The organism is Flavobacterium crassostreae, assembly GCF_001831475.1.
Taxonomy (GTDB): domain Bacteria; phylum Bacteroidota; class Bacteroidia; order Flavobacteriales; family Flavobacteriaceae; genus Flavobacterium; species Flavobacterium crassostreae.
In genome coordinates this window covers 2,642,002-2,661,653 of sequence record NZ_CP017688.1, presented here as the reverse complement: position 1 = coordinate 2,661,653, position 19,652 = coordinate 2,642,002, and the positions used below count along the sequence as shown (strand labels likewise).

Genomic DNA, 19,652 nt, shown 5'->3' with positions numbered 1-19,652 from the left:
GCTGTTTTGGTAGGTTAGATCTTTTAAAAACGCTAAATTAATCCCCATCACTATCTACATAATCTATAGTAATGTTTAGGGCTTGCATCATGTCTAATTTGGTGTAAATTACATTTTGTTGCACTACATCATAGGCAGCAATCATTAGGGTATTATTGTTGGTAATCTGTGTAGAAAAACTTGGGTCCAAGCCAGCAATTGCGGTAAAAGCTGCAGCATATTGTTGGAGAATTATTTGGCTTAGTTTTTGTCCGCCACGCATGGCATTTACATAATCCAAATACGTTTTTAAACCTTCGCCAGTTGTTGCACTACCGTAATGTTTGCCGTTAAAGAAATCTTGGGAGGCTTGTAGGGCAGTATTTAGTAACTCTTTAGAGAGGTTGTTTTTATAATATGCTTCTACTTTTTCTGGAAATTTAGTGGCATTAGAAAATACGCCACAAGGAATTCCAATTTTGCCCGACCGAATGTCTTTTTCTAAATTTTTGACAAAATTATTGGTGGTTATCGCAACAGAGCCGCTCACAGAAGCACCACTGTTGGCAATATACAGGTCTCTGTAATTGGATTTCCAATCTGTAGTCACTAGGTTGGCATTGGTTGCCAATTGGGCGGTTACAGCAGTTAAATACTTTTGGTATTTTGAAGCATGGGCATCGGTGCTATAATTAGCAATTATTGCCGCATCTGTACTGGCTAATCCGTGCAGTAAATAATCTAAGGCAGGAAATCCTTGTTTGTCAAATTGAGACAATAAAGCCAAGTTATAATTATCTGCCAGAATATTATTTTCGATACCCGTTAGATTAGTTGGATAGGTATTGGCACTTTCTTTGAAACTAATTTCTTCGGATTTTCCAAAGCTATATATTGCAACATATTGGTATGCTTTATAGGCTTCTAACCAAGAGGTTCTTACGGCCGCAAGGTTGGTTTGGTTTGCCGTAGTAGTAAAGGCTGCTACATTTTGTGCTAGTGTTGCTATTTTTGCCTCATAATTGGTATAACTAGGTATAATAATGTTGTCTGCCCAGTTGGTCAACAGTAATTTTCGGTCATAATTACTGCCTGAGGTGCTGTCCTCTCCGCTATCACTTGAAGAACAAGCCGCTAGGGTGATCAATGCACTAAAAAATATAAATAGTTTCTTTTTCATGGCAACTTCTTTTTTTTTGCAAAAGTACAAAAGCAATTGTACTTAATTGTAGTTGTTCTTAATTAATTTACGGTAGCGGCTTGGGCAACTGTAAAGCCAAATTTGGCAGCAATTTGTGCAGAAAGCGTATCTAGCTTTGGACCTAAAGTGTCTATATCCCACAACCCGTTGTTACCGCTTATTAGTGAGGCAAGCATGGCATCTACTTCTGTTTTTGAAAAATAAGGAGCCTCAGTACCTGGTTTATTAGTATAACGCAAGCTAAGGATAAATCCATAAGCCTCCGATAGAGCATGGAATGCTTTGGCACCTTTATCTGTAGTGAGTTTGTTTTTTCCTTCTTGCAAATAATATACCGCTCGTACCGCTGGTACTAATGCCAATTTGGTTTTTATAACTGCAATTTGTGCATCACGTGTGGCATAATCATTGGCAACAATAGCAGCTCTACCTTTACGGAAAGCTAAATCAAGATCCGCTTTTAGGGTATTGAAATCTGCATCTGCGTTTACTTGATTGATGTAACTACTCCAAAATTTAGTTCCACCTGCTCCATAGAGATAGCCGTAGGCTTCGTCCCAAGTATGTTCCATGGTAGTATAGGTTTTGTTAGCCTCTAGTACTTTGTTGGTATTGTTCACTTTATTGTTAGCCTCATCTAGTTTATAGGTGCTCAAATAATTATTGACTACTTGATCTATAAAACACGCTCCCATCATTCCTTTTAATAACACTTGTTGCGGTTCCAAACCATTTGTGGCAAACAATCTTTTGCTGGTACCGTCTGTATAGACACCTGCAGTACCTGCTGCTGCTGTAGCTCCTAAACTTGCTTGGTTAGCAAGGGTCAATTGGCTTTCAAAAAAAGCTTGTACCGTATTTTTTTCTAAAGAACTTCCGCCTCCCAATAATAATTGAAAATACTCTTTGGATGCAGCTGTTTTGTCTTTTAATTGTTTACCAGAGGTATTTAGTTCTGCTAATGTAAAGGGATTGTTGCTATTGGAGTACATATTGCTAAGTATGGTTTGATCCACTACTGTTCCGTTGGTGGCAGCAGTTTTGATGTAGTTCCCCATTTCCTCTAGCATTAATAATCTGCTGGATTGTCCCGAAAAATCTACGGTTGTGGTTTGGTTTCTTTCAAAAGTATAGGTAGCTGGGATGGCATAGGTTGCTAATTGATCGTCCGCATCTTTGGAGCAAGATGCAAGGCTTAATGCAGCAATAATAGTAGAGGCAAAAAATAATTTAGTAGGCTTCATATGTTAGTTATTAAGATTAAATAAAAATAATTTTGGCAAATATACTACGCATTTTTTGATTGACAAAGTTTGTTTAGATTATTTCTAAATAATTTTATTTTAAGAGATACAACGCGATAACGCTACCTTAAATGGTATGTTGTTTTATTTAAATTTAATCTAAATAAAATTTGTTTTTTTAAAATAACGGTATACTTTTGCTTTAAATTTAATTATTCTAAATAAAAACAGCATGAAAAAAGTAATTTTAAGAACGTCTTTATATTTAGCAGTGGCTACTTTAGGCTTGGCTTGTAATCGATCGGAGGATACTACAGATAGTACCTTAAAAATAACTAAAAAAGAAGTAATCGCCAATTATGCAGCTATTGCTTTTGCAAACTATAACAAAGCCTACCAAGACGCAATACTATTAGAAACAGCAATAAATACCTTTGTTGCACTGCCAACACAAGCTACTTTTGATGCAGCTAAATCCAGCTGGAAACAAGCCAGAGAAAGTTATGGTACCACCGAAGCATTCCGTTTTGCCAACGGCCCAATTGATGCTAAAGATGGCCCAGAGAGTCTTATGAATGCTTGGCCATTAGATGAAAATTATATTGATTATGTTCAAGGTGCCTCCGCATCTGGAATAATTAACAACCCTGTTTTGTTTCCGGTTATTGATAAGTCTTTTTTGGAAGCTCAAAACGAAAATGGAGGCGAAAAAAATATCAGCGTAGGCTATCATGCTATCGAGTTTTTGCTATGGGGGCAGGATCTAACAGCTCCATCAGAGAAAAAAGCAGGTTTGCGTCCGTATACTGATTATGTGGATGGCGGCACTGCGGCAAATCAAAAACGTAGAGCAACGTATCTTAAAGTATGTGCGGATCTTTTGACAGATCATTTAAATTATCTAGTAAACCAATGGAAAGTAGCAGGGGTTTATAGACAATTATTTTTGTCATTGCCAGAAGACCAAGCCATTAAAAATATGTATCTAGGAATAACCACCCTTGTATCGGCAGAACTGCCTGTAGAACGAATGAATGTTGCTCTAGGAAATGCAGATCAAGAGGATGAGCATTCTTGTTTTAGTGATAATACCCATAGAGATATTGCTCTGAACTTGCAAGGAGTACTTAATGTTTATCAAGGAAAATATGGTTCTATAGATGGTGCATCGCTTGAAGATTTAGTAAAGCAAAATGCCATAGAAGTCTATAAAGATACAGACCAAGCAGTTCAAGCTTCGTTAACCAAAGTAGCCGCAATTATGACCCCGTTTGACTTAGCTATTGCAGGAGGAGTAAACTCTGTAGAAGGAGCCAAAGTACGGATAGCGGTTTTAGAACTAAAGAATTTAGGTGCTAATTTATTGGCAGGAGCCTCCAAAATTGGAATAATTGTTACTAGTTAGTCCATAAAAATAGGTATAACTAAAGTGTTCTTTTTTTAAGGACACTTTTTTGATTTTAAAAACCATGAATGCTACTCTAAAAATAAGTTTTTTACTAATTAGCTTTTCCTTTTTGGGTTGTAATACCAACCAAGACGAAGAATATACGGCACTTACCCCCGAAGCTGGGGAACAATTCTCTGGAGGGACTACTACTTTTTTTAATGCCACCGAAGAAGCTTTTGGGTTCTCGGCACCCAATTTAACTTTTGATGAGCAAACGGATTTTGGTATCGGAAATTCTTTTTTTAGGCAAAGTTGGGTTTCTGCCCCAGCATCCACTACGGCAAGAGATGGATTAGGTCCTTTTTTTAATGCCGTTTCGTGTTCTAGTTGCCATTTTAAAGATGGTAGAGGTAGGGCGCCATTGGTAGATGGAGAAACCGCACATGGCTTGCTCTTGCGTTTGAGTACGCCCGGAATTACCAACACCGGAAGTGCTGCATTGGATCCAGTTTACGCAGGGCAATTACAAGATAATGCTATCTTGGGACAAACCCCCAAAGGCAAGTTTGTTATAACCCACCAAGAGCTTATTGAAATTCTAGAAGATGGCACCAAAGTAATGCTCAAAAAACCTACATACCATATTACTACTCTTGGGTATGGTCCATTAGCCACTGCTGTAAAAATATCTCCTAGAGTAGCCAATCAAATGGTAGGCTTAGGGCTTTTGGAAGCAATAGATGCCAGTACTTTGTTGCAATGGGCAGATCCTCAAGACACCAACAAAGATGGAATATCTGGTAAATTGAACTATGTATACGATATAGCATCCAAATCCAAAAAAATTGGACGTTTTGGTTGGAAAGCAAACCAGCCCACTATACGCCAACAAGTTGCAGCAGCATTTTCAGGAGATATGGGGATTACCTCCGTATTGTTTCCGGACGAAAACTGTCCGCCTGGCGTAAACTGCGCTACAATACCCAATGGAGGAAATCCAGAAATTTCGGATGCTAATTTAGATAAAGTAGCCTTGTACTCTAGCACACTTGCAGTGCCAGGTCGTAGAAATTATACCGATCAAAATGTTTTAGAAGGCAAAAAAATATTCGAAACCATAAACTGCATCAGTTGCCATAAGCCTAAGGTACAGACCGGAAATACCCATCCTATAACCGCTCTACGCAACCAAACCATTAGACCCTATACGGATTTGTTACTGCATGACATGGGGGCAGGTTTGGCAGATAATGCTCCAGATTTTGAAGCCTCAGGTACCGAGTGGAGAACACCTCCTTTGTGGGGTATTGGGCTAATAGCCACAGTGAATAACCATACCAAACTACTACATGATGGTAGAGCAGATAATGTAACAGAGGCTATTTTGTGGCACGGTGGCGAAGCCCAAGAAGCCAAAAATAGTTTTAAGAAACTCTCTGTATCCCAGAGACAAAAACTACTAGATTTTATAAATTCATTATAAGCTATAGCAGTAAATACACAAAGGGATCTTTAATTAAGGTCCCTTTTTTGTATTTAGAGACTAAAGCCTTGATTGGAAGTTTATTTGCGAGTTGTTATGTGAAAATATTGTATTATTTTTGTAAAAAAAGAGCAATTGATCCATTATACAATTTATCAAAACAAAAAAAGTACCCAGTGGGTTACTTTTGTGCATGGAGCAGGAGGTAGTTCTTCTATTTGGTATAAGCAAATAAGAGATTTTCAAAAACAGTACAATGTATTGTTGTTGGATCTACGCGGACACGGAAACTCCAAACCTTCTCTACGGAATGCCTTTAAACAAAAGTATACTTTTGAGGCTTTGGCCAATGATATTTTGGAAGTTTTGGACTTTTTGAAAATAGAAAAATCTCATTTTGTAGGAATATCTCTAGGCACTATCTTAATCCGACAGCTAGCCGAAATGCATCCCGATAGGGTGCAAAGCATGATATTGGGTGGGGCTATTTTAAAAATGAATTTTCGCTCTCAAGTGTTAATGCGCTTAGGCAATGCTTTTAAATACGTTTTGCCTTATTTGGTATTGTATCGTTTTTTTGCTTTTGTAATAATGCCCAAAAAAACCACAAACAATCCCGAATTTTATTTATCAACGAAGCCAAAAAATTGTATCAAAAAGAATTTTTAAAATGGTTTAAACTTACCTCAGAGATCAATCCGATACTCAAATGGTTTCGTCAAGTAGAATTAAACATACCCACTTTGTATATCATGGGCGAAGAGGATTATATGTTTCTGCCTTCGGTTCGAGAAGTTGTTGCAAGGCATTATAAATCCTCGGAGTTATTTGTTATCAAAAATGCGGGGCATGTAGTAAATGTAGAACAGCCCGTACAGTTTAATGTGGCAGTGCTTCATTTTATGAAAAAATCCTAAAAAAAGTATCTAACCAAAAATGCCAACACTCTTAGAATGTTGGCACTATTTAACTAACCAAAACCAAGTAATAAATAACCAGTTTATTACCAGCGCAAAGTACGTCTATAAGGCAGTATCCAGCTGTTAAGGTTTTGTTATTACTTTGTTGTAGCTTGGTTAAGGTTGTTTTGGCTATAGTATAACCAGCAAAAAACGAGTTAAACCGTTGTTCTGTAGAGGTGTTAGTAGGTTATCTACACGCGCCTCTCAAAAATAGCTTGGGAGCTAACAGCGGTTTATTTAGAATCCTGCATCGCAAAAACAGTTTGCAATAAAGGCGAGGTTCTGGCACCTATGTTGGTACGAATGTTTTGTTCCTCTACCGCAATCATTTTAAAAACACCATTCATGGCTTGGTTGGTTACATAATCGTTTAAATCGGGGTTGACTTTGTTTACCAATGGAATACTATTGTATTTAGTAATAATATTTGTCCAGACTTTATCTGCACCAACTTTGCTAAAAGAGTTTTTAATAACCGGATTAAATTTAGAGTACAAAGCAGTTGTAGTACTATTTTGTAAGTAGGTTGTTGCGGCGCTTGTATCTCCAAGCAAAATACCCTTGGCATCCGTAATGGTCATGTTTTTGATGGCACTTACAAATATTGGAGTTGCTTCTTTAACGGCATCTTCGGCAGCCCTATTGAGCACCTTTAAACCTTCATCTGCCAAAGAGTTAAGCCCCATTTTTCTTAAACCAGAGTCTACTTTTCGTAATTCTTCGGGCAAAAGAATTTTTACGGCTTCATTTTTATAGAAACCATCCGTAGCCGTTAATTTGGATACTTGTTTGGTAATTCCGTTGTTTAAAGCCTCTTTTAATCCTCCAGAAATATCTACCGTTCCTGCGGTTGCTATTCCAGGATATTGAGTAGCAATTTGTTGCAATTCAGCACAACTAGTTACCGTCAAAAATAATGTAGATACAAGTAGGGTTTTAATTTTAAATAAAGGCGTTAATTTTGGTATGTTTGTTGTAGTCATTAAAAAAAAAATATTAAAGTGAAAAAGATAATAGGTTGTATTCTCGTTTGTTGTTTAAACACCATGTATTCGCAACCAATAAAAGTAGCGAAAATAGTTTCAGAAAATAAAATTACTTCATTTTTGGATCAAAAGCTAATCTTGATTGATTTTTGGGCCACTTGGTGCGCTCCCTGTGTTTATGCTACCCAACAATTAGAAATTTTGCAAAAACACAATAAAGAGAAGCTTTTTGTGGTTTCTATTTCGGATGAGTCCGAAAATAAAATTGCAACATACCTAAAAAAAAGACCAATTGATTTAATGGTTACTTCGGATTATCAAGGTTTTACGGTAGATAAATATGCCGTACAATCCAGACCTTATGCAGTATTGCTGGATCTAAACGGAACTGTTCTTTGGAGTGGCAATCCCTCGGATCTATCTCAAGATGCATTAGATTATTATTATACTATTCCAAAAAAAAGCAAGCACCCAGTAAAATTGGAGCAGTTAGTAGAGGTTAAAAGTCCAGAAATAATTTCAAATAAGGTGCTCTCCAAAGGAGAAAATTTAAAAATAGAATCATTGCAATCTGAGGTGCAAGAACTGATTCAGAATGAGGACGAGGTGTACTATTCGGGTTCATTAAAAAATTTGTTTTTTGTTTTAAAATCGTCTTATCCCTTTGAATTAAAATTTGAAAAAGGCACCGATAAAAACATTAAAATTAGTAGCACCAAGGCCATGTGGGATTTTGAAAAAGACAAAATTATAGTTGCAGTTTTGCAGTTTTTAGATTTAAAAAGCCATGTACATACACAAAAAATTACAGCAGTTGCACTACAAGTAAAAAACAAAAAAATGCTTTGGGATTCTAACCAACTAAATTGGGAAGGGAGCCCGGTAAATTATATTATAGGAACGGATAGAATTCAAGCCGACAACATGAGTATTACTTCTTTGTGTAGTTTATTGAGTAGAGAAAAACAGGTTAATTACGTTTATACTGGTTCGGATACTACTTTGTACGATTGGGATTTTCAGTACCAATTTCAAGACTTAATGCAAGAAGAATTTGAGAGTTCTTTTGGAATTGTTTTTAAACCCATCACTCTTGATGTAGCGGTGACTACAGTTTCTAAAATAAAATAAGGTCTTTCAATAGCCAAAAAAAGCTTTTAATCTATTTAAAAATAAAACACGTATAGCTAATTGGTGTGCTGCTTTGGTGTTTTTTTTAGACATAAAAAAAAGAGTAACTCAAAAGGAACTTTCCCAAATTTTTGGGGTTTGTTCGCTTTCTTTTGAGTTACTCTTTTGTAAACAGTATTGGTATTATTGAATAATTCGGAATTCGGTTCTTCTGTTTGCTTGGTGTTGCGCATCCGAACAATTTACGCCATTAGAACATTTGTTTTTTAATCTAGTTTCACCAAATCCTTTGGCTACTAATCGATCTCTTGTAATACCTTTAGATACTAAATAGTTTACCACTGATTGTGCTCTTTGTTGGGATAAAGACATGTTGTAGTTGTCATTTCCTCTCGCATCGGTGTGCGACATAATCTCAACCCTTAGATTTTGTTTTTCGCGCATTAATTTCAATAAGTTTCGGTCAATGTCTGTGGTAGAGGTTGGTGTTAACTTAGCGCTATTGTATTCATAAAGAATGTTTAACAAATTGTTTCCAGAGGCAATAGAACAATCTACTTCTTCCCAAACGGTAATTCCTCCTTTTTTAACCAATTCTGTTTTGGTAATAGTTTTGGTAACTGCAGGGACTAGTTCTTCTGTTGTAGCTGCTGCTCTGTCTAGTACTTGTCTTTTTATGGTAGCATATTCTGCCGGAATTTCGATGGTATTTGCAATAGCAGCAGTAGCAACAACTTGTTTTTTGACAATACTGTATTCTGCTGGGATAGCAACTTCTTCTACTCTAGCTGGCGTAGCAATAACGAGTCTTTTTACCACACTATATTCGGCTGGAATACTTATTTCTTGTGTTTTTGCAGGAGTATTCACCATTTGTTTTTTTACAATGGCGTATTGCGCAGGCACTTCAATTTCTTGGTAGGTTGCTGGAGTTGCAATAACTTGTCTTTTAAGCATGCTGTATTCTGCCGGAATTTCAGATTCGTTTACTTTTGCAGTAGAGCTTACTACTTGTTTTTGGTACGCATTCTTTGTTTCGCAAAGTTCTTTTGAAATACCATCTGCACAAGAAGTTTTTTTTGTAGTAGCATCTGTGGCCAATTTGGTGGTAGCTACGGTTTGGGTTTCTTCGGGAGTTTCTACATAACACATGGTCATACAGTCTTCTTTATTGGCAGAAGGGCAGTCCTTTAACATGGTGTATTCCCATTTTCCAGATTTGGCTTTAGTCACAAAGGTTTGGGAACCCTTAGAGAATTTGGCAGGAACAACTTCTAGTCCCGTAATGGCTTCTTTGGCTATATATGGTACCTCTACTGTAGTGTATGATTGTGGCAAAGCAGTTAGTTTTTTAACAGCCTCTTTGGCTAAAATTTTTTCTTCTTCACTTTTGTAGGTAGCGGGTTTAAAAACCATTTTTTTGTAGGCTTCTTTGGCAATGATTTTTTCTTCTACGGTTTTGTACGTAGCAGGAATTACCACTAATTTTGTCGAAGCTTCTTTAACTAACATTTTTTCTTCAACGGTTTTAAATGTGGCCGCTACCATAGATTGTGTTTTGCTAGCTTCTTTAACCAGCATTTTTTCTTCTACGGTTTTGTAGGTTGCAGGTAGTATAGTGGTTTTTTTACCAGCTTCTTTTATTAAAACAGTTTCTTCTACGGTTTTATAGGTTGCAGGTGCTACGGTTAGTTTTTTGTACGCTGGTGCAATCTCGAAGGTTTCAGTTACATCTTTGTATTCGTCTTTTGTGATACATTTAATGTAACATTTTCCTGGGGTTGGACTTGGCGGAAGCTCTTGAGCATACGATCCTAGAGATAGGAGTGCCACCAAAATAGGGAACATGGTAATTTTTTTCATTTTAAGTTTTTTAAGTTTTATTATAGCACAAGGTAGGGTATTGATAAAATTTTAACAAATTATTGTACCATTCTTATCTATTTATTAGATAAAAAACACCTTTTGACGATAAAACGCATTTTTAACTTTTAAAATTACCGCTAGATATGCTATTAAAGTAGTAAATTGCTTGCTTAAAACTCTTATCATTCTCAAAATGAATACACAAACACCCTACCTCCCTAAGCATAAAGTACGTATTGTAACTGCAGCCTCTTTGTTTGATGGTCATGATGCTGCAATCAATATCATGAGAAGAATTATCCAAGCCACCGGTGTTGAGGTAATACATCTTGGGCATGATCGGAGTGTTGAAGAAGTAGTCAATACTGCCATCCAAGAAGATGCCAATGCTATTGCCTTGACTTCTTACCAAGGAGGGCATATCGAATATTTTAAATACATGTATGATTTGTTGCAACAAAAAGGAGCAGGACACATAAAGCTATTTGGTGGTGGAGGCGGGGTGATTTTGCCTACAGAAATTGCCGAATTGCAAGCCTACGGAATTACCCGTATTTACGCTCCAGATGACGGCCGTTCCATGGGTTTGCAAGGAATGATTAATGATCTAGTAGAGCGGTCTGATTTTAGCCCGCCAACTCCCGAAGGAACAGCTCCAGAGATGGTAAATAGACTCCAGAATAAGCAAGTTACTACTATAGCGAGGCTAATATCCTTGGCCGAAAATAACCCACCAGAATTTTATAAACTATTTCCAGAGTCTTTGGTTGCTCCCGCTTTGAAGACGGCCGAAACTCCTGTTCTTGGAATTACCGGAACCGGTGGAGCTGGTAAATCTTCTTTGGTGGATGAGTTTGTACGTCGTTTTTTGATTGATTTTCCGGACAAAACCATTGGTTTAATCTCTGTAGATCCATCCAAACGCAAAACAGGAGGCGCATTATTAGGAGACAGAATCCGTATGAATGCCATCAACAGCCCGCGGGTGTACATGCGTTCTCTTGCCACTCGACAGTCTAATTTGGCATTGTCTAAGTATGTTGCGGGTGCAATTCAGGTACTAAAAGCAGCTACATTTGATCTTATTATTTTAGAAACGTCCGGAATTGGGCAATCAGACACCGAGATTATGGACCACTCTGACGTTTCCTTATATGTAATGACGCCAGAGTTTGGTGCCGCAACACAATTAGAAAAAATAGACATGCTAGATTTTGCGGATGTAGTAGCTCTAAATAAATTTGACAAACGTGGGGCTTTAGATGCTATTCGGGATGTTAAAAAACAATACCAACGCAACCACAATCTTTGGGAAGCAAATCCGGACACGATGCCAGTTTTTGGTACCATTGCTTCACAATTTAATGACCCAGGAATGAATACGCTTTACCAATTTATTTTAAATAAAATTGTAGAGAAAACACATTCGGATTTAAAATCTACTTTTGTGGTAAGTCCAGAAAGGAGTCAGAAAATTTTTGTAATACCCCCACAAAGAACCCGTTATTTATCCGAAATAGCCGAAAGTAATAGAAAATACGATCAAATAGTTGGGAGCCAACAAAAAGTAGCCCAAAAACTATACGGTATTTTTAAAACCATCGAGTCTGTTTCTGGCAAAGTTCCTGAGATCACAAAAACAGGAATTGATGATAGTTCAGTCTATCCTTCTGCCGTCAAAGAACAGGATGAAAACACTATTTTTCTTAATCTATTACTGAATCAATTTGATAAAGTAAAAATGGATTTAGACCCCTACAATTGGGAAATACTACTAACATGGGATCAAAAAGTAAATAAATATAAAAAACCTATTTATAACTTTAAAGTAAGAGGCCAAAATATAGCAATCAAAACGCACTCCGAATCGCTATCGCATTCTCCAATTCCTAAAATAGCCTTGCCTAAGTACGAAGCTTGGGGAGATATTTTGAGATGGTGTTTGCAAGAAAACGTTCCGGGAGAATTTCCTTTTACATCCGGATTATACCCCTTTAAAAGAGAAGGCGAAGATCCCTCGCGTATGTTTGCTGGTGAGGGTGGGCCAGAACGAACCAACAAGCGTTTTCATTACGTAAGTGCTGGATTGCCCGCCAAGCGTTTGTCTACAGCATTTGACAGCGTCACCCTGTATGGAAATGATCCCGATATACGCCCCGATATTTACGGAAAAATAGGTAATGCAGGCGTTTCTATTTGTTGTCTAGACGATGCCAAAAAACTCTATTCTGGTTTTGATTTGGTACATGCCATGACCTCGGTAAGCATGACCATCAATGGTCCGGCGCCAATGTTGCTTGGTTTTTTTATGAATGCCGCTATTGACCAACAATGTGAGTTATACATCCAAGCAAATGGATTAGAAAAAGAAATTGCAACTAAAATAGACCAAATATATCAAGACAAAGGAATTGCGCGACCGGTTTATAACGGCGATTTGCCAGAAGGAAACAATGGTTTAGGATTGCTGCTTTTGGGTGTTACCGGAGATGTTGTTTTGCCTTTGGAGGTATACCGTGAGATTAAGGCAAAAACACTCTCTCAAGTTAGAGGTACCGTTCAAGCCGATATTTTAAAAGAAGACCAAGCGCAAAATACCTGTATTTTCTCGACAGAATTTGCTTTGCGTTTGATGGGAGATGTACAAGAATATTTTATTGCCAACAAAGTCCGAAACTTTTATTCTGTTTCTATCTCAGGATACCATATTGCCGAGGCAGGTGCCAACCCCATTACGCAATTAGCATTTACGTTATCCAATGGGTTTACCTATGTAGAGTACTACCTGAGTCGGGGCATGGATATTAATGATTTTGGACCAAATTTGTCGTTCTTTTTCTCTAACGGAGTAGATCCGGAATATGCTGTTATAGGGCGTGTGGCACGTAAGATTTGGGCCAAGGCCATGAAAATAAAATACGGAGCAAATGAAAGAGCCCAAATGCTAAAATACCATATTCAGACCTCAGGACGCTCTTTGCATGCTCAAGAGATCGATTTTAACGATATCCGGACCACCCTACAAGCCTTGTATGCAATTTATGACAATTGCAACTCCTTGCATACCAATGCTTATGATGAAGCAATCACCACCCCAACCGAAGAGTCGGTACGCCGTGCGATGGCAATTCAGTTAATTATAACTAAAGAATTAGGTCTAGCCAAAAACGAAAATCCAATTCAAGGCTCCTTTATTATTGAAGAATTAACCGATTTAGTAGAAACAGCTGTTTTGCAAGAATTTGACCGTATTACAGATCGTGGTGGCGTATTGGGTGCCATGGAAACCATGTACCAACGCTCCAAAATTCAGGAAGAAAGCCTATATTACGAAACCTTAAAACACACTGGAGCATTTCCTATTGTTGGCGTCAACACGTTTTTGAGTTCCAAGGGGTCTCCAACAGTCATTCCGACGGAGGTAATTCGGGCCACCGAAGAAGAAAAGCAATTTCAGATCCAAACCTTAAAAAATTTACATAAAACCAATGCCCAAGAAGTACAAAAACAGTTGGACAAGATTCAAGAAGCAGCTATTAAAAACGAAAATTTATTTGAGTATTTAATGGAAGCCACTAAAGTGTGTAGTTTAGGGCAAATCACAGCCGCATTGTTTGAAGTAGGAGGGCAGTATAGAAGAAATATGTAGAAATGATTATTTGTTAATATTTGAATAACTTAAAATTCAATGTTTACAGGGTTTTTAGGGTTATTCGGATTTAATTAAATTTATATGAATACGTATTTGGTTGACTAAATGTTGACTAGATACGTTTTTTATTTATACATTTGTTTTGTCTCTAAGCAAAAGTTATGGCTACATTAAAATACATTATTCAAAGCAAGAACGAAAATTCAAATATATATGTTCGTTACTCGATTGACCGAAAAACTAATTTAAAACGGAAAACAGGTTTCACAATTAATCCTAAAGATTGGAGCGTAGACAAAGCACAACCGAAACAAACTAGAGATGACCTAAAAGCGATCAAATTCAAGCTTGATAAATTAGCTATTTTTTTAAATGAAGCTTTTAATAATGCAGTAAGCAAAGGGGCTCAATTTAATGGTGATTGGTTGCAATTTCAAATTGATTTATTCAATAATAAAATTAAGATTGTTGACTTTGATATACTTACCAATTCTATTGATGCTTATATTGATAACGGCGATAATTTAACAAAGGGTTCCATAAAAAACTTAGAGAATCTTAAAAAGTTTATAGTTAACTACGAAACCGATGCTTTGAAAGGAAATCAGATACTTATTAGAAATATTGATTTAAATTTTATTGATACTTTTAAAAAATATCATGTAAGTAAAGGTCGTTCTGTAAATTATATTGGGACTTACATGTCTTTATTGAAGGCGGTAGTTAAAAAGGCTTCGCAAAATGGTATTCCAATACACCCACAGTTTAATCAAATAAAAATGATTAAGGAGCATAAAAATCCTGATGAGATTATTATACTCACTGAAGAAGAACAAGAGCTTCTCAAAAATGCTAACATAATACTTCAATCTCATATTAATGCTCGGAAGTGGCTTTTACTTGGTTGTTTAATTGGGCAAAGGGCAGGGGATTTATTAAACATAACAGATAAAAATTTAAGAGATTTACAGGGTATGAAAATAATTGAGCTGAAGCAACAGAAAACAGGTAAGTTAGTTGCAATTCCATTACTTCCTGAAGCGCTTAAAATTATTGAAAACGGATTGCCTTATAAAATTAGTTTAGAACATTTTAATAAATACAGTAAAGACATTTGTAAAATAGCGAAAATTAATACAATCATAAAAGGCAAAATGCGTATTGATAAAAAAAGGACTTTAACCGCAGGTTATTACGAGAAATGGCAAGTTATTAGTTCCCATGTTTGTCGTAGAAGTTTTGCAACTAACTTTTATGGAAAAATTCCAACATCTGTTTTGATGAATATAACTGCTCACGGTACAGAAACTGTTTTTTTGAATTATATTGGCAAAACAACCTATGATAATGCTTATCAAATGCTAGAGTATTTTAGTAAACTTAAGCCTATAATCGAAAAAAGTAATAGCGATATTTAAAGTTTAAAAAATATAGATAAATACCAAAACACAATGGATTACGAAGAAATATATGAGGGTTTTTATGCGAAATATTATGCTAAAATTGAAATTTTAATAAAAAACTATTTGATAAAACAGCGAAGTGTAAACTTGCCTTTTTTTACAGCAATCAATAAAGTAAATCATTATTTCGTTAATGATTTTATAAATAAGTACCACTTACACAACAATGAAAATTTAGAAAAATTATATCAGATTTTTTGTAACCGACGATTTGCCTATTCCATTAACGCAATAGAAGGGATTTTGGAAGATCAAATAAAAAAAGGTTTTGACAAAATTGATGTTTTGGAACTTCCCATAGATTATAATTACTCTAAGTTAATTAAAGAAATTGCATTATTAGAAGTTGAAAAAGAGATTTCACGACTGCTTTCAAATAACTTACAACTTCTTAAAATGTTTTATGAATTAAACGAATTTGATGAGTTTGAAATCAGACGTAACGGGAATTTATCTATTGAAGATTTTCCTATTTATAGAAAATTAGCTACCAAATTATACCCTAAACAATTTGCTAATTTTATAGAAGATGTAAATTTTAATCTAAATGAAGTGAGAGATTCGAAAGATCATATAAATTCAGAAAACAAAAATCCGTATCCTCTGTTATTCCTCAATTTGGATGTTTACAATTGTTTTTTAGAATATCAAAAACACATAATAGATTTTTATATTGACTTTTCGTACCTTAAAAAAAGAATGGAATTTGAAAAATTAATCCATCATCACAAAGACAATGATTTTATGAAAATTGTTTTTGAAGAGATAAAATTAATAAGCGAAAAGAAATACAATGAGTATTATGTAAATGGCAAATTAAAATCTTTGACAAAAAGTTTCAGTACCCAAAGGAATAACAACTTCAATATAGTATTCAAAGATTTATTAAATTAACTTCAATAAAATGCATTCGCCCATAATGGGCATAAAGCACCCTAAATGGGCGTTCATATATATTCAAATTTGTGCTTATTAATCAAAATAAAAGTACAATGAATAATCAAATTTTTTTAAACGGCATTACCTTAGAGCAGTTAGCCGAAGCTCTTACTCCTTTAATTCAAGCGAGCCAATCTGCACAATCTCATCAGAGTGAACTGATCGGTCGTAAAGAGGTGTGTATAATGTTAGGCATAAATTTAACTAGTTTATGGAAACATACGAAAAGCGGTAAGCTATCTTCTTACGGTATTGGCAACAGGGTTTTGTATAAGCGTTCTGAAGTACTGAATGCTATTACTCCTATTAACCCTAAAAATTAAAGCTATGACTACAGCTGTCAATCTTCCTCATAGCCAAAGTGAGGTAAAAAAAAGGCTTATTGAAAACATTGAAAAGTGTTCGAATGAACTTGAAGCTTCTGAAAACTCAAAGAGCGATATTTTAACTGGATTACTAAAAAGCATAAGTCCAATCAACTTTGAATTATTAGCTTTTCCCGACGCTGAAAAAGACAGAAAGGAGGCTGATAGACTAGCATCTATAATCTTTGACGAAAATGGAGATCCTAGATCTGAGTTTAAGGACGAACTCAAACAGCATAAAATAGTGTTAAGTAAGTTGTCTAAAAACAAACTTACAAAAAACCATTATTTGATAATTTGCATTGAGCAGTTAATGAAGATTGCAAAAGAAAATAATTGGGGATTATGCAAAAAGAACGGCTACATTTATTTATATAATGGCTGTTATTGGGAAGAGATAGATAAGGAACGCTTCCAATTTTTTCTTGGTGATGTTGCTATGAAAATGGACGTTGAAAAATTCAAAGGGAAGGTTTACACGTTCAAGGAAGATTTATTAAAGCAGTTTCTTTCAGATGCTTATTTACCAGAACCAGACAATAAAAAAGACAGTATTCTAATCAATCTTCAAAACGGTACTTTTGAGATTAGCGCAACCAAACAAGTGTTAAGAAGTTTTGATTCAAATGATTTTTTGACACATCAATTGCCATTTGAGTTCAACCCAAAAGCAACTGCTCCAATGTTTCGAAAATATTTAGACGAGGTTTTACCTGTTAAAGAAAAGCAAAGCGCTTTAGCAGAATTTTGCGGATATGTTTTTATAAATTCTAGTGTTCTTAAACTGGAAAAAATGTTAACCCTTTACGGTACTGGGGCAAATGGAAAGAGTGTTTTTTTTGAAATTATAAATGCTTTGTTGGGATCTGAAAATATTAGTAATTACTCGCTACAAAGTTTAACTGATGAGAAAGGATATTCTAGAGCTAAAATAGGAAACAAACTAGTAAACTATGCAAGTGAGATTAATGGTAAACTAGAAACGGATATTTTTAAGCAAATGGCATCTGGAGAACCTATCGAAGCTCGTTTGCCTTATGGAGAACCTTTTATACTCAACGATTATGCAAAACTAATCTTTAATTGTAATGAGTTACCCAAAGATGTAGAACATACAAACGCCTATTTCCGTCGGTTTATGATTATTGAATTTGACCAAACTATACCCGAAGAAAGGCAAGATAGACAGCTTCCAAATAAAATAGTTGAAAATGAATTGGCAGGTGTTTTTAATTGGATTTTATCTGGTTTGGATAGAGTTTTAGCGAACAAAGGATTTAGTAAATGTGATGCTGTGGATAATACTCGAATTAATTACCAAAAACAAAGTGACAGTGTTCTCTTGTTCATAGAAGAACACGGTTATAAAGTATCTGCTACGGAAAGGATTTTAATTTCAGACCTATATCCATTGTATAAAACATTCTGTGTTGATGATGGATATAAAGCACTGGGTAAAAAGAATTTTATTTTAAGACTGAACCATTTTAAAATGCATGTAAACCGCATAACTATTGGGAATGTAGTTTATTTAACCAATCACTAATCCCTTTTTGTTAAAACAAAATGTTTTGTTTTAGTATCACATTTTACATTTTTTACATTGATAGTAGGAAATAGTAAAAGTGGTAATGTACTCGGAAATGTATAATATGCAGAATATGTACGTAGAACAAAACATTTTATTTTAATGATTTTGATATCATAAAAATGAAATTCTCCAATAAATTAGACCCTAGCAGTAAAAAATTCGTTTGTCCAAATTGTAATAAAAAAACGTTTGTTCGATATCTTGAAGTTGAAACTCTCAGTTATTCAGCAGATGAATTTGGGCGTTGTGACCGTGAAAGTGAATGTTCCTATCATAAAAGCCCAGTAATTGGAATAATAGGCTATTCTATACCTTTTTTGTCACTGATGAGTTTAACCGATAAAGCTTATAAATTGACAGCTGAAAATGGCACTATTCATATTGTACCAAAGACTGTAATAATGGAACAAAACGAAAATAGTTGTTTCATTGCGGGATGGTTTTTAAAAAACAGTAAATTTTCTTATTTGACCAATGAATGTAAATTTTTTGAAAAAGGTGGAATAGCAAATGTCTTTATTCCGAAAGAACAAATACCCAAAGTAGTTCCTAATTATCATAGTCTTGAATTATTAGATAAATTGTATTGTAACGATTTAAATACAGATAATTTAACAGAGTTCTTAAAAACAAAATTCACAAATGAAGAGGTTTTTAAAATGAAGCAGGATTATTTGATTACTGCTACAAATACTCCTTGGAACAATTCTACTGTGTTTTGGCGTATTGACAACAATGAAACTGTTTGTGGTGGTAAAATTATGCAATACGATAGGTATAGAGGCAAACGAATTAAAGAACCGCACAATAAGACTACTTGGATACATAAATACTATGAAAAATCTAGTTTTAAATTAAGTCATTGTTTATTTGGTTTGCATTTAATTGTTGAGGATTATTCAAAAATAATTGCAATCACAGAGAGTGAAAAAACCGCAATCATAATGAGCCGTTTTATTCCCGAATACATTTGGTTGGCAACAGGAGGGAAGGGAAATTTAAAATTTGAATTGTTGCAGCCAATCAAAAAGAGAATAATAGTTTTATTTCCCGATAAGTCAGAATATAACGATTGGTTAAGTAAGGCGACTGAACTCAATTCAAAAGGGTTTAAGATTTCCGTTAGTGATATTCTTGAAAACACGGATTATCCCAAAGGATTTGATTTGGCAGACTTGTATTTGAGTTTGGAGAATGGGTAATCTAAATGTTTTTTGCAAAAACAAACTAATTTCTCAAACACGACAATTCTTAAAATTTGTTTTGGATAATTAACTTTTGCAAAACGTCACGAAATTTTGCAAAGAAATAAAAAGTGTTGTTATAAAAGTTGTTGTGGTCTATATAACTATTTTAGTTATAGTCAATAAGTAATAAAATTCGATGCAATATAAGAACCG

At 35.2% G+C, this 19,652-nt stretch carries 13 protein-coding genes and 1 pseudogene; 10 read left to right on the top strand and 4 right to left on the bottom strand.

Annotated features, from left to right (window positions below):
* Positions 1 to 37: 37 nt before the first annotated feature.
* Both LB076_RS11780 and LB076_RS11775 read right to left on the bottom strand, forming a co-directional pair.
* The gene (locus LB076_RS11780) at positions 38 to 1,159 is read right to left on the bottom strand and encodes an imelysin family protein (RefSeq protein ID WP_066332036.1); all 1,122 of its coding nucleotides are present in this window, start codon (positions 1,157 to 1,159) and stop codon (positions 38 to 40) included.
* A gap of 62 nt (positions 1,160 to 1,221) precedes the next feature.
* Positions 1,222 to 2,424: a DUF4856 domain-containing protein gene (locus LB076_RS11775; RefSeq protein WP_066332038.1), complete on the bottom strand. Its 1,203-nt coding sequence runs from the start codon at positions 2,422 to 2,424 to the stop codon at positions 1,222 to 1,224.
* A gap of 232 nt (positions 2,425 to 2,656) precedes the next feature.
* On the opposite strand from LB076_RS11775, the gene LB076_RS11770 reads away from it, so the two are divergent.
* The 3 genes and pseudogenes from LB076_RS11770 (at position 2,657) to LB076_RS11760 (ending at position 6,214) form a co-directional block, all read left to right on the top strand.
* Positions 2,657 to 3,829, top strand: a complete 1,173-nt coding sequence (locus tag LB076_RS11770) for an imelysin family protein (protein ID WP_066332040.1) — start codon at positions 2,657 to 2,659, stop codon at positions 3,827 to 3,829.
* Between the two features lie 64 nt (positions 3,830 to 3,893).
* Positions 3,894 to 5,297 (top strand): di-heme oxidoreductase family protein, encoded by a 1,404-nt coding sequence (locus LB076_RS11765; protein ID WP_066332042.1) that lies wholly within the window; start codon positions 3,894 to 3,896, stop codon positions 5,295 to 5,297.
* Between the two features lie 135 nt (positions 5,298 to 5,432).
* Positions 5,433 to 6,214: pseudogene (locus LB076_RS11760) on the top strand (alpha/beta fold hydrolase).
* A gap of 278 nt (positions 6,215 to 6,492) precedes the next feature.
* On the opposite strand, the gene LB076_RS11755 reads toward LB076_RS11760, so the two are convergent.
* Positions 6,493 to 7,242 (bottom strand): DUF4197 domain-containing protein, encoded by a 750-nt coding sequence (locus LB076_RS11755; protein WP_099092438.1) that lies wholly within the window; start codon positions 7,240 to 7,242, stop codon positions 6,493 to 6,495.
* Positions 7,243 to 7,260: 18 nt separating this feature from the next.
* Between LB076_RS11755 and LB076_RS11750 the strand changes: the two genes are divergently transcribed.
* On the top strand, positions 7,261 to 8,376 hold the full coding sequence (locus LB076_RS11750; RefSeq protein ID WP_141672804.1) for a TlpA family protein disulfide reductase: 1,116 nt from the start codon (positions 7,261 to 7,263) through the stop codon (positions 8,374 to 8,376).
* Positions 8,377 to 8,559: 183 nt separating this feature from the next.
* Here LB076_RS11750 and LB076_RS14095 read toward each other — a convergent pair whose 3' ends face one another.
* Complete coding sequence (locus LB076_RS14095) at positions 8,560 to 10,239, bottom strand: OmpA family protein (RefSeq protein WP_066332049.1); 1,680 nt, start codon at positions 10,237 to 10,239, stop codon at positions 8,560 to 8,562.
* A 196-nt stretch (positions 10,240 to 10,435) separates the two neighbouring features.
* Between LB076_RS14095 and LB076_RS11740 the strand changes: the two genes are divergently transcribed.
* The 6 genes from LB076_RS11740 (at position 10,436) to LB076_RS11715 (ending at position 19,454) form a co-directional block, all read left to right on the top strand.
* Positions 10,436 to 13,891, top strand: coding sequence for a methylmalonyl-CoA mutase family protein (locus LB076_RS11740; RefSeq protein ID WP_066332051.1), 3,456 nt, complete (start codon positions 10,436 to 10,438; stop codon positions 13,889 to 13,891).
* A gap of 164 nt (positions 13,892 to 14,055) precedes the next feature.
* On the top strand, positions 14,056 to 15,312 hold the full coding sequence (locus LB076_RS11735) for a phage integrase SAM-like domain-containing protein (protein WP_066332054.1): 1,257 nt from the start codon (positions 14,056 to 14,058) through the stop codon (positions 15,310 to 15,312).
* A gap of 33 nt (positions 15,313 to 15,345) precedes the next feature.
* Entirely contained in the window at positions 15,346 to 16,251 is a 906-nt protein-coding gene (locus LB076_RS11730; protein ID WP_066332055.1) for a hypothetical protein, read from the top strand.
* Positions 16,252 to 16,349: 98 nt separating this feature from the next.
* Positions 16,350 to 16,619: a helix-turn-helix domain-containing protein gene (locus LB076_RS11725; protein WP_066332057.1), complete on the top strand. Its 270-nt coding sequence runs from the start codon at positions 16,350 to 16,352 to the stop codon at positions 16,617 to 16,619.
* 4 nt (positions 16,620 to 16,623) lie between these two features.
* Positions 16,624 to 18,207 (top strand): DNA primase family protein, encoded by a 1,584-nt coding sequence (locus LB076_RS11720; protein WP_078055245.1) that lies wholly within the window; start codon positions 16,624 to 16,626, stop codon positions 18,205 to 18,207.
* Between the two features lie 164 nt (positions 18,208 to 18,371).
* Positions 18,372 to 19,454, top strand: coding sequence for a DUF6371 domain-containing protein (locus tag LB076_RS11715; RefSeq protein WP_066332059.1), 1,083 nt, complete (start codon positions 18,372 to 18,374; stop codon positions 19,452 to 19,454).
* The last annotated feature ends 198 nt before the right edge of the window (positions 19,455 to 19,652 follow it).

Bases quoted from the DNA above. Each gene is read 5' to 3' on its own strand.
- LB076_RS11780 (WP_066332036.1), bottom strand. From the start codon at position 1,159: ATGAAAAAGAAACTATTTATATTTTTTAGTGCATTGATCACCCTAGCG.
- LB076_RS11775 (WP_066332038.1), bottom strand. From the start codon at position 2,424: ATGAAGCCTACTAAATTATTTTTTGCCTCTACTATTATTGCTGCATTA.
- LB076_RS11770 (WP_066332040.1), top strand. From the start codon at position 2,657: ATGAAAAAAGTAATTTTAAGAACGTCTTTATATTTAGCAGTGGCTACT.
- LB076_RS11765 (WP_066332042.1), top strand. From the start codon at position 3,894: ATGAATGCTACTCTAAAAATAAGTTTTTTACTAATTAGCTTTTCCTTT.
- LB076_RS11755 (WP_099092438.1), bottom strand. From the start codon at position 7,242: ATGACTACAACAAACATACCAAAATTAACGCCTTTATTTAAAATTAAA.
- LB076_RS14095 (WP_066332049.1), bottom strand. From the start codon at position 10,239: ATGAAAAAAATTACCATGTTCCCTATTTTGGTGGCACTCCTATCTCTA.
- LB076_RS11740 (WP_066332051.1), top strand. From the start codon at position 10,436: ATGAATACACAAACACCCTACCTCCCTAAGCATAAAGTACGTATTGTA.
- LB076_RS11735 (WP_066332054.1), top strand. From the start codon at position 14,056: ATGGCTACATTAAAATACATTATTCAAAGCAAGAACGAAAATTCAAAT.
- LB076_RS11730 (WP_066332055.1), top strand. From the start codon at position 15,346: ATGGATTACGAAGAAATATATGAGGGTTTTTATGCGAAATATTATGCT.
- LB076_RS11725 (WP_066332057.1), top strand. From the start codon at position 16,350: ATGAATAATCAAATTTTTTTAAACGGCATTACCTTAGAGCAGTTAGCC.
- LB076_RS11720 (WP_078055245.1), top strand. From the start codon at position 16,624: ATGACTACAGCTGTCAATCTTCCTCATAGCCAAAGTGAGGTAAAAAAA.
- LB076_RS11715 (WP_066332059.1), top strand. From the start codon at position 18,372: ATGAAATTCTCCAATAAATTAGACCCTAGCAGTAAAAAATTCGTTTGT.